This window comes from Xenorhabdus bharatensis (genome assembly GCF_037996705.1).
Taxonomy (GTDB): domain Bacteria; phylum Pseudomonadota; class Gammaproteobacteria; order Enterobacterales; family Enterobacteriaceae; genus Xenorhabdus; species Xenorhabdus bharatensis.
This window is the reverse complement of sequence record NZ_JBBMXG010000112.1, coordinates 1-223: the sequence shown is the minus strand read 5'-3', so window position 1 is coordinate 223 and position 223 is coordinate 1. Positions and strand designations below refer to the sequence as shown.

1 protein-coding gene is annotated in these 223 nt (G+C 49.8%); it reads left to right on the top strand.

Features of this window, described 5'->3' with window-relative positions; all coding sequences use genetic code 11:
• Positions 1-223, top strand: a 223-nt coding sequence (locus AAC855_RS21460) for a transposase (RefSeq protein WP_340612148.1), incomplete at both ends; no start/stop codon positions are given.

The following is a 223-nucleotide window of genomic DNA, read 5'->3' as shown; positions in this document are numbered from 1 at the left end:
GGATAAACAGCAACAGTTTATTGAGCGCTACAACGCGCTGAAAGCGGAATGTGGGCAAAATGAGCCGATTTTGTTTATTGATGCTGTGCATCCTACCCAATCTACAAAATTGAGTTACGGCTGGATGAAGCGTGGAAGGACGCAGGTTAAAGTGGTCGAAACCACCGGCAGCCGCACCCGCCTCAACATTATGGGCGCCCTCAATTTGCAACGGATTGAAGCG